This is a genomic window from Streptomyces phytophilus, assembly GCF_013870535.1.
Taxonomy (GTDB): Bacteria; Actinomycetota; Actinomycetes; order Streptomycetales; family Streptomycetaceae; genus Streptomyces; species Streptomyces phytophilus.
This window is the reverse complement of the sequence record NZ_JACBXC010001621.1, coordinates 1-1,156: the sequence shown is the minus strand read 5'-3', so window position 1 is coordinate 1,156 and position 1,156 is coordinate 1. Positions and strand designations below refer to the sequence as shown.

General features: G+C 73.8%; 2 protein-coding genes and 1 riboswitch. Both genes read left to right on the top strand.

The window, feature by feature from the left end:
- A partial coding sequence (locus tag H5J30_RS34690) for a YbdD/YjiX family protein (protein WP_220189631.1) occupies positions 1–180 on the top strand: 180 nt, incomplete at its 5' end.
- Positions 181–275: 95 nt separating this feature from the next.
- A complete protein-coding gene (locus H5J30_RS34685; RefSeq protein WP_181791778.1) occupies positions 276–794 on the top strand; it encodes a GNAT family N-acetyltransferase in 519 nt (172 codons plus the stop codon).
- Between the two features lie 58 nt (positions 795–852).
- Positions 853–999: riboswitch (cobalamin riboswitch) on the top strand.
- Positions 1,000–1,156: the final 157 nt, after the last annotated feature.

The following is a 1,156-nucleotide window of genomic DNA, read 5'->3' as shown; positions in this document are numbered from 1 at the left end:
GCGGCCGGGCGCAAGGTCTGGTGGTACGTCCGCGAGGTGATCGGCGACACGGCGTACGAGCGCTACGTCGAGCACCTGCGCACGCACGACCCCGAGGCCGAGGCGCCCACCCGGCGCGAGTTCGAGCGGATGCGCATGGACGCGGGCGACGACCCGCGCAAGGGCTTCCGCTGCTGCTGAGCGCGGTGCGGCGGATGCCGCAGACGTACGGGCCGCCGTCCCCGGCCTCCGGGGGCGGCGGCCCGCTGTCGGTGGGGCAGGGCACACTCGGGGGCATGGACTTCACGGTGCGGCCGGTGCGGCCGGAGGAGTACGGGCGGGCGGGCGACCTGGTCGCCGAGGCGTATCTGGCGGACGGGCTGCTGACGTTCGGCGAGGACGACGAGTACGTGCACGAGCTGCGCGACGTGGGCCGCCGGGCGGCGGCGGAGCGCACGGAGGTGCTGGTCGCGGTCGACGGGGACGGCAGGCCGGACGGCGTGCGGGTGCTCGGCGCCGTGACCTTCGTGACGGCGGGGTCGCCGTTCGCGGAGCTGAGCGGGCCCGCGGAGGGCGAGTTCCGGATGCTGGCGGTGGCGCGGGAGGCGCGCGGCCGGGGGGTGGGCGAGGCGCTCGTACGGGCCTGTCTGGACCGCGCCCGGGAGCTGGGCGCGCGGCGGATGGTGCTGTCCAGCACCCCGGACATGGCCCCGGCCCACCGGCTGTACGGGCGCCTGGGGTTCATACGGACACCCGAGCGCGACTGGTACCCGCTGCCCGATCTGCCGCTCTGGGCCTTCGTCGCGGACCTCTGACGCCCGACCGACACACGACACAACATATAGGGGTGCTTACCAGACGAGCCACTAGATGTATGCTCGTCTCAGCTGCCGACGCAGGGGAATCCGGTGAGAGTCCGGAGCTGTCCCGCAACGGTAAGCGACGTACGGCCATGCCTGCCGAGCGGCGGCGGGTCCGTATGTCGTGAGCCCGAGAACCTCCGGCAGCGATCGATGACGTCCGGGTCTCGCGGATTGGGCTCACGGACGCAAACGGGGCTGCCCGGACGGTGTCCGGCATACCCGCGTGCGCCCGTACCGCAGCCTCTCCCGCGCGGCCCCGCCGAGCGAGGGAGAGCAGCACCTTGACGATCGCACCACCGGCCGCGCTTGCGGAG